The organism is Phormidium sp. FACHB-592 (genome assembly GCF_014695795.1).
In the GTDB taxonomy this organism is placed as follows: Bacteria; Cyanobacteriota; Cyanobacteriia; order Leptolyngbyales; family Leptolyngbyaceae; genus Stenomitos.
Window position 1 is genome coordinate 1 of the sequence record NZ_JACJOZ010000061.1, and the last position, 6107, is coordinate 6107.

10 protein-coding genes are annotated in these 6107 nt (G+C 52.3%); 7 read left to right on the top strand and 3 right to left on the bottom strand.

Going from position 1 to position 6107, the window contains the following annotated elements:
- Positions 1 to 137: 137 nt before the first annotated feature.
- A complete protein-coding gene (locus tag H6F86_RS16405) occupies positions 138 to 413 on the bottom strand; it encodes a hypothetical protein (RefSeq protein WP_190449768.1) in 276 nt (91 codons plus the stop codon).
- Between the two features lie 59 nt (positions 414 to 472).
- Here H6F86_RS16405 and H6F86_RS16410 point away from each other — a divergent pair, with 59 nt between their 5' ends.
- Positions 473 to 733 carry a hypothetical protein gene (locus tag H6F86_RS16410; RefSeq protein WP_190449769.1) on the top strand — a complete coding sequence of 87 codons (261 nt, stop codon included), beginning with the start codon at positions 473 to 475 and terminating at the stop codon, positions 731 to 733.
- Between the two features lie 316 nt (positions 734 to 1049).
- On the opposite strand, the gene H6F86_RS16415 is transcribed toward H6F86_RS16410, so the two are convergent.
- Complete coding sequence (locus H6F86_RS16415) at positions 1050 to 1676, bottom strand: HEAT repeat domain-containing protein (RefSeq protein ID WP_347240506.1); 627 nt, start codon at positions 1674 to 1676, stop codon at positions 1050 to 1052.
- Positions 1677 to 1943: 267 nt separating this feature from the next.
- On the opposite strand from H6F86_RS16415, the gene H6F86_RS32300 reads away from it, so the two are divergent.
- Both H6F86_RS32300 and H6F86_RS16420 read left to right on the top strand, forming a co-directional pair.
- Positions 1944 to 2099, top strand: a complete 156-nt coding sequence (locus tag H6F86_RS32300) for a hypothetical protein (RefSeq protein WP_242033555.1) — start codon at positions 1944 to 1946, stop codon at positions 2097 to 2099.
- 377 nt (positions 2100 to 2476) lie between these two features.
- Positions 2477 to 2689: a hypothetical protein gene (locus H6F86_RS16420; RefSeq protein WP_190449773.1), complete on the top strand. Its 213-nt coding sequence runs from the start codon at positions 2477 to 2479 to the stop codon at positions 2687 to 2689.
- A gap of 68 nt (positions 2690 to 2757) precedes the next feature.
- Here H6F86_RS16420 and H6F86_RS16425 read toward each other — a convergent pair whose 3' ends face one another.
- Positions 2758 to 2946, bottom strand: a complete 189-nt coding sequence (locus H6F86_RS16425) for a hypothetical protein (protein ID WP_190449774.1) — start codon at positions 2944 to 2946, stop codon at positions 2758 to 2760.
- A 140-nt stretch (positions 2947 to 3086) separates the two neighbouring features.
- On the opposite strand from H6F86_RS16425, the gene H6F86_RS16430 reads away from it, so the two are divergent.
- The 4 genes from H6F86_RS16430 to H6F86_RS16445 all read left to right on the top strand — a co-directional run.
- A complete protein-coding gene (locus H6F86_RS16430) occupies positions 3087 to 3809 on the top strand; it encodes a ParA family protein (protein ID WP_190449776.1) in 723 nt (240 codons plus the stop codon).
- Complete coding sequence (locus H6F86_RS16435; RefSeq protein ID WP_190449777.1) at positions 3802 to 4632, top strand: ParB/RepB/Spo0J family partition protein; 831 nt, start codon at positions 3802 to 3804, stop codon at positions 4630 to 4632. Before H6F86_RS16430 ends, H6F86_RS16435 begins: the two co-directional genes overlap by 8 nt.
- Before the next feature lie 58 nt (positions 4633 to 4690).
- Entirely contained in the window at positions 4691 to 5707 is a 1017-nt protein-coding gene (locus H6F86_RS16440; RefSeq protein ID WP_190449779.1) for a PDDEXK nuclease domain-containing protein, read from the top strand.
- Positions 5708 to 5919: 212 nt separating this feature from the next.
- A partial coding sequence (locus H6F86_RS16445) for an Mpo1-like protein (protein ID WP_190449781.1) occupies positions 5920 to 6107 on the top strand: 188 nt, incomplete at its 3' end.

Consider the following 6107-nt stretch of genomic DNA (forward strand, 5'->3'; position numbering starts at 1 on the left):
CTAGCGGTTTTGATCCGATTCCAGCGGCGGTACGGCATACTTTCTTGAAGGAAGGTTTGAGCGGAATGGGCTCAGGGAAACGTGTTTTGCTGTTGGCGGTTAAACTGAATGGCTTCGGTAAGGGGTAACCCCTGCAATCAGTCGCCAGCGCGTTGGCCTTGGGCGCGCCAAGCGACTGCACTGGCTGCAATTTTGCGCTGTTGCTGCAGCCGGTCTCGGTTCGGCTCGATCCACTGCCGCAGCAGTCGCCAATGGCGAAGCAAGGCTGCGTGGGCGACATCAACCATTGCCAGGCTCGCCGACGCATCACCCTGGCTCACGACTTCGCTGGTCACTAAAAGCCGCTTTTGAGGGTTGGCTAAGCGATCGATCACTGGCTGCACGCGCACTGCTGGATGCTTCGGTGCTGACACTCAAGCAGCCTGAAAGACTCGCCGCCGGGTAGCCTCTGTGCCTTCACCTCACCGGGTTAATGGCAGGCAAAGATGTTGCACCGTCTCCTGCTCTGCGGCAGGGCAACGGTCAGCTGCGGCTGGCAGGCGTCGCCTGGAGCCGCAAGCTAGTGCCAAAGGGCAGCGTACTGGTCCAGCGCTCAGCAGCGCGATCAACTGGCGGTGTCTCAGGTAGAAAGCACCCGCTGGCTCTGACTAGGTTGGCTCTGCCTCTGTTTGTTCTAGGGTGCCCATCGCTCAGCGTGGCTAACGCTCAACTAGCGCTTTCTCTGCTAAACTAGCCGCCAACTGGCACAAGTGCTCAAACCCTTATGCCGTCGACTTTTCTCCTTTCCCCCTCCTTGCACCGTTGCAGAACCCGCAACTAACCAGACTCCACACGATGAGGCACAAAACCTCTAATTGCTCTGTAGCAGTAGTCAGCCTGCTCAGGTTTGCTAGTGCTGCAGGGTCAAGGGACCTTTTGGACACGCAGCGTTGCCATACCCTTTGCGGGGGGTGAGGCAACGCACCAACGTCATGAACTTTGCACATCTCACAAAAACCGTGCCTTCAAGCTGGTCCTAACAAGACGCTAAGCCAAAAGCATGGTTTCTTTTAGCGTTCCTGTAGCCAGCGTGCACGTTGTTCCGCCATGAGCGTCTCGAGGATCGGTGGGATCGCCGTTTTTTTCTGCTGGTTCACATAGGGGTCTTTTGCTGACTCCTTCAATTCCCAAATGGCCGTTTGCAACCCTTGGTTCGACAACTGCTGGGCCTGGCTACGGTGCCTGAAGGGGTTGGGTGCGACGTTTAGTAAGCTGTAGACTGCCGCAGTCCGCACCCGCTCATCGGGGTCATTCATGGCAGCCAGGATGGCTTGCGTCGCCGCTGGCTCGGCGGCCCGATAATGACCCAAGCCACTCACCGCGACGCTACGCAGCCCAGCATCGGGCTCCTGCTGCACAAGCTTCACGAGTACAGGCACGCTTTCGGCGGCATTGACACTGGCGGGACCTAAACTCATGACCGCATGGCTACGCGCCCAAGCACTGGCATCGCTGGTGGCCATGACCAGTAAGTCTGGCAGCAGTCGGTTTAACTCGTGCCGCGTCGGTACTGACAGCGCGAACAGATATTCGAGCGACGAGGCCGCGGTAGCACGGACGCAAGCGCTACGATCCTGCAAACCCTGCTGAAACAAAGGGAGGACTTGCGGCCGGAAGGGCTTTTGCCGTGCGGTCACCGTTGCGAGCCCACTAAAACTAGCGGCACGGACGCCTGGATCTCGATCCTGCCGAGCTTGCGTGATGAGGGGGAGCAGCTGCGGACTGAGTGTGGCTTGCGCTGCCATGGCCATAGCCAGTCCGTCCACGCTCGTGGCGCGGACCCGCGGATCGTCATCTTGCACCATGGTTAAGAGCGGACTCAAAAGGGTCTGGGGCTCGACTCTTGTGAGCAGCACATCAAGGGCTTTATAGCGTGTTGTACTGTCCCAACTCTGGAGCCCCCTTTGGAGCCGAGCGGTCGCAAGGCCTTCATCTGTCCTGAGCCGATGCAGTTCTTTCTCACCGACCCCATCCGTCACATCGGTGCAGTCGCCGCGATCACCTTGCCGCTGCAACGGCACCGAGGCACAACTACTACTGCCAAGCAGGAGCGCGAGTAACGTCACACAACACCCCAGGTTAAAAGTAGCAATAAAGGCGGGTCGACCTTTCAGCGTCATCAGGATTCACCATCAGCTTGGTCAGGGGAGCGAGGCAGCAGCAGGCTGGCTACAAAGCACGGGCTCGAACGGCACCAGTGGCAGCGAGCGGCTGTGTTGGTGCGGCGTGCGGCTACCCCTACAATTTACAAACTTTGAGCACCAGCGTCAGAGTCAAGGCGGTGGCAGCGCTTGCTTCTTACTTAAGCTTCATCTGGCTTCATCATCGCTTTACAGCACACAGCACGTTTTAGAGTGGGCGGCTGTGCGCTCAGGGGGCGTCTAGACCCCAACCACGATCGACTCTTGGGTTCACTCCCTTCAGGCGGCACTGGCTGGTGCCCTTGTTGCCACCCGCAACTAACCAACGGCAGCAGCGGCATTCTAGCTTGTGCATCGGAGCTAACAGGAACGAGAGCATCGGTGTTGCAGACTATAACCGCACGGTGATGTATGCCAGTTTTAGTCTAGTCAGTGATGAGATCGGCAGAAACTTTCTCTCTATGACCTTAAAGCCGATGGAGGTGGGCAATCAAGACACGGGAGGATAATCCGTGGGATGCCGTTGCGCAACTTGAGTTTCGCTGCTGTGGTCCTGAGTGCTTAAAGTGCTAGAGTCCTACCCAAGATAATGGCAGGCACCACAATACGTCTGCAAGGGACTTTGGTTGGCGACAGCGGCGGGCAGCGTGAGCCAAACATGAAAGCTGTAAAGGAGGGTTAAAAGACTGGCATGATAGAGACGGCGCATGAGCGGCACTCCCAGAGCAGCAGGAATACGCTTCTTATAGCGCTGCTGGAGTGACAAAACAGCCGTAAGTTTGCTCAGTTAAAGGCAAGTGCTCACCGTCTAGCCTGGGGTTGTCTCGGCATGTACTGAGCTTTTGCTTAACGCTAATTTTTGTTGTCGGGTGTTCGCCATAATAAGGGCATGATACGATTTCGTCCATGAAAAACATATGCATTGCAGTTGCAGCCCGGAAAGGAGGTGTAGGCAAGACAACCATTGCCTGCGGACTTGCTTCTGTACTTGCCAGTCAGGGCAAAAAAGTTTTGGTGGTTGACCTTGACCCTCAGTCTAATGCTGCTTACGTCTTAGGAACAAATCCGACAGCTCCTGGTACTGCTGAACTTTTAGCAGGTGGTTCACCAAAGCATCTAGAAGCAGCTCCGAACCTCTATGTTTTGCCCGGTGGTCCAGATTTAGCAGGGCATTCGATTCAGTCACTTGATCCTGAGGACCTGGCGGACATCATTGGTTCTATGGATTACGACGCCTTTATTTTTGATTGTCCACCCGGTGTTGAATATTTGGAGCGCTTAGGGCTGGTGGCAGCTAATGTTGCCATCATTTGTACTGATGCTCATCCTTTGGCTGTAATGGGTGCTGGTCGCGTCCTTAACGAGTTGAAACTACGGCAACAGAAGGGCCGTAGAGGTGCAAGTCGATGGGCACTAGCTCTGAGTCGAATTGATCTACGTCGTTCAATGGATCAAGCACTCGACCAGCAGCTAGCGACAGCGTATCCATCTATCAAACGGCTAATTGTGCATCAAGACTCTGCTTTGGCATGGTCTGGGGCAGAACGGGTTCCCCTGATGCAATATGATTCAAATTGCAAAGGTGCAAAAGATTTACAGGTGATCGCGGGCTGGGTGTTCAATGGCTAGACGACGAAGTAATAGTGCAAATTTGTTTGCTGAAGCAGCTGCTACAGCAGACGCAATTCATGCACAAGACCAAGCGGTTTCTGCCAAATCTGAGCAAGAGCGATCACAGAAGACAAAGCTTCCACTGAGCCAGATTCGGGCAAGAGAAACCGATACGCGCCCTCTTGATCCTCAGCATGTTTCTGCTTTAGCAGAATCTATCGCAGCCTTGGGGCTTATTGAACCTCTTGTCATTGATGCTAAGGGTGTTCTACTGGCAGGTGGTCATCGACTAGCAGCACTGCAGGCGCTTCAAGAAACAAATCCAGAGACTTATAATCAGCAGTTTCCTGAAGGGCAGATTCAGGTTCATATGCTGGCGTTTGATGCCGAACAAGAACCTGAGCGAGCACTTCAGGTTGAGTTGGCAGAGAATGAAAAGCGGGTGAACTATACCCGCGACCAAATTGAACGACTTGCTGAACGGCTGAAAGCGCTGAATTATCGAAACATCCGAGGTCGGCCCAAGGAGGGTGAAAAAGCACTAGGTCCAGCCCTGGCAGTGGCGATCGGAGTTTCTACCCGTTACGTGCGGAAGGTCTTAAGTGAACAAAACCAGGAACCGAAGGTCGAGAAAAATAGGAACTCAGTTCCTATTTTTCAGAAGCTCAAGCTGCTGAAGAAAATTGAAGCTTCACTAGAAGAATTAGCCGCCTTACCAGAGCCTGAAGAAACAACAAGAATAGAGAAATCTTTGTACAAAGCCCTTCCTGGCTTTCTTAAAACCGTACAGAGCAATATCAACGAGGTGAAACAAGCGGTCAAAACTCCAAGCACTCCTTGAAGGCATAGCTCCTTAAATGCTTGATTAGAGTTAAATGCTTTATTAGAGACGGTGTCAGATGTCCGAATTAACAGGGGAATACGGTAGCCTCCTAGGTGAAATCAAACAGCGCATTCGCTCAGCCCAGTATGATGCCCTTAAAGCTGTCAACAAAGAACTTATTGCACTCTACTGGGATATTGGCCGATTGATTGTTAGCCGATTACAGGAAGCCAGATGGGGTAAATCAGTGGTGAGAAATCTGGCAAGAGACCTGCAAGCTGAATTTCCTGGTATGGGTGGCTTTTCCGCCGCCAACCTTTGGCGCATGAGGCAGTTTTATGAAACCTATGTCAGCAATGAAAAACTCGCACCATTGGTGCGAGAAATTGGTTGGTCTCATAACCTGGTCATTGTGGAAAAGTGCAAGGATGACTTAGAGCGGGAGTTTTACATCCGTATGACGCGTAAATACGGTTGGACGAAGAATGTTTTGCTCCACCATATTGAGAATCAGTCATATGAGAAGACCTTACTCAATCAAACTAATTTTACAGAAACAGTACCAGAGGCTGCTCGAAAGCAAGCAAGTCTGGCTGTTAAAGATGAATACACCTTCAACTTTCTGGGGCTAGGTGAAGAATACAGTGAGCGGCAGTTAGAGCAAGCAATTCTAGGCAAAGTGGACGCCTTTCTACGCGAGATGGGAGGCATGTTTACTTTTGCTGGCAGTCAATATCGGCTGGAGATTGGTGACCAAGAATTCTATATTGATTTACTCCTTTACCATCGACGCTTGAAGTGTTTAGTAGCAGTAGACCTAAAGGTAGGACGGTTCATACCAGAGTATGTAGGAAAAATGCAGTTTTATTTGGCAGCCTTAGATGATTTGGTACGACTAGAGGATGAAAATCCTTCTATCGGCATCATTCTTTGTAAGTTTAAAGACAAGACGATCGTGGAGTATGCGCTTAAAGACTCTGATCGCCCAATCGGAGTAGCAACCTATCGTATTGTGTCTACGCTGCCTCAGGAACTAAAAGGACAATTGCCAAACCCAGAGCAAGTAGCGAAGCTACTGGAGGGGTTGGAATAGGTTGTAACGACAGTGGTGTTATCGGTTGAGATGAGATAGAGGTGTCTCAAAAACGATGATTGTTTTACAGCAGCAAGTCTTCGGTGCAGATGATCACTCCCTTACCTCAGACCTGACGATGATTCAGTCTGGTGCTGCGCTAACAAGTCAGAGCAAAAAGGCAGTACGTCTTGTTCTCTTAAGTCTTTACGTCGTTACAGAGGGGGAGAAGTATGTTGGCCGAAAAAACTTGGGAGCAGTGGATCACCCACTATGAGCAGAGCCACCAACACCCGGTGAATCGTCTCTGCCACATGCTCGGCATACCGCTGATTGCAGCCTCCATGCCCTTGCTGGGGTTCGAGTTGCTTGTTTCTGGCCGGTGGTGGTTAGCCGTGCTGCTGTTTACGGTGGGTTGGGG

What these genes read in the sequence shown, in the direction of transcription:
- H6F86_RS16440 (WP_190449779.1), top strand. Translation starts at nt 4,691, where the DNA reads ATGTCCGAATTAACAGGGGAATACGGTAGCCTCCTAGGTGAAATCAAA.
- H6F86_RS16435 (WP_190449777.1), top strand. Translation starts at nt 3,802, where the DNA reads ATGGCTAGACGACGAAGTAATAGTGCAAATTTGTTTGCTGAAGCAGCT.
- H6F86_RS16410 (WP_190449769.1), top strand. Translation starts at nt 473, where the DNA reads ATGGCAGGCAAAGATGTTGCACCGTCTCCTGCTCTGCGGCAGGGCAAC.
- H6F86_RS16430 (WP_190449776.1), top strand. Translation starts at nt 3,087, where the DNA reads ATGAAAAACATATGCATTGCAGTTGCAGCCCGGAAAGGAGGTGTAGGC.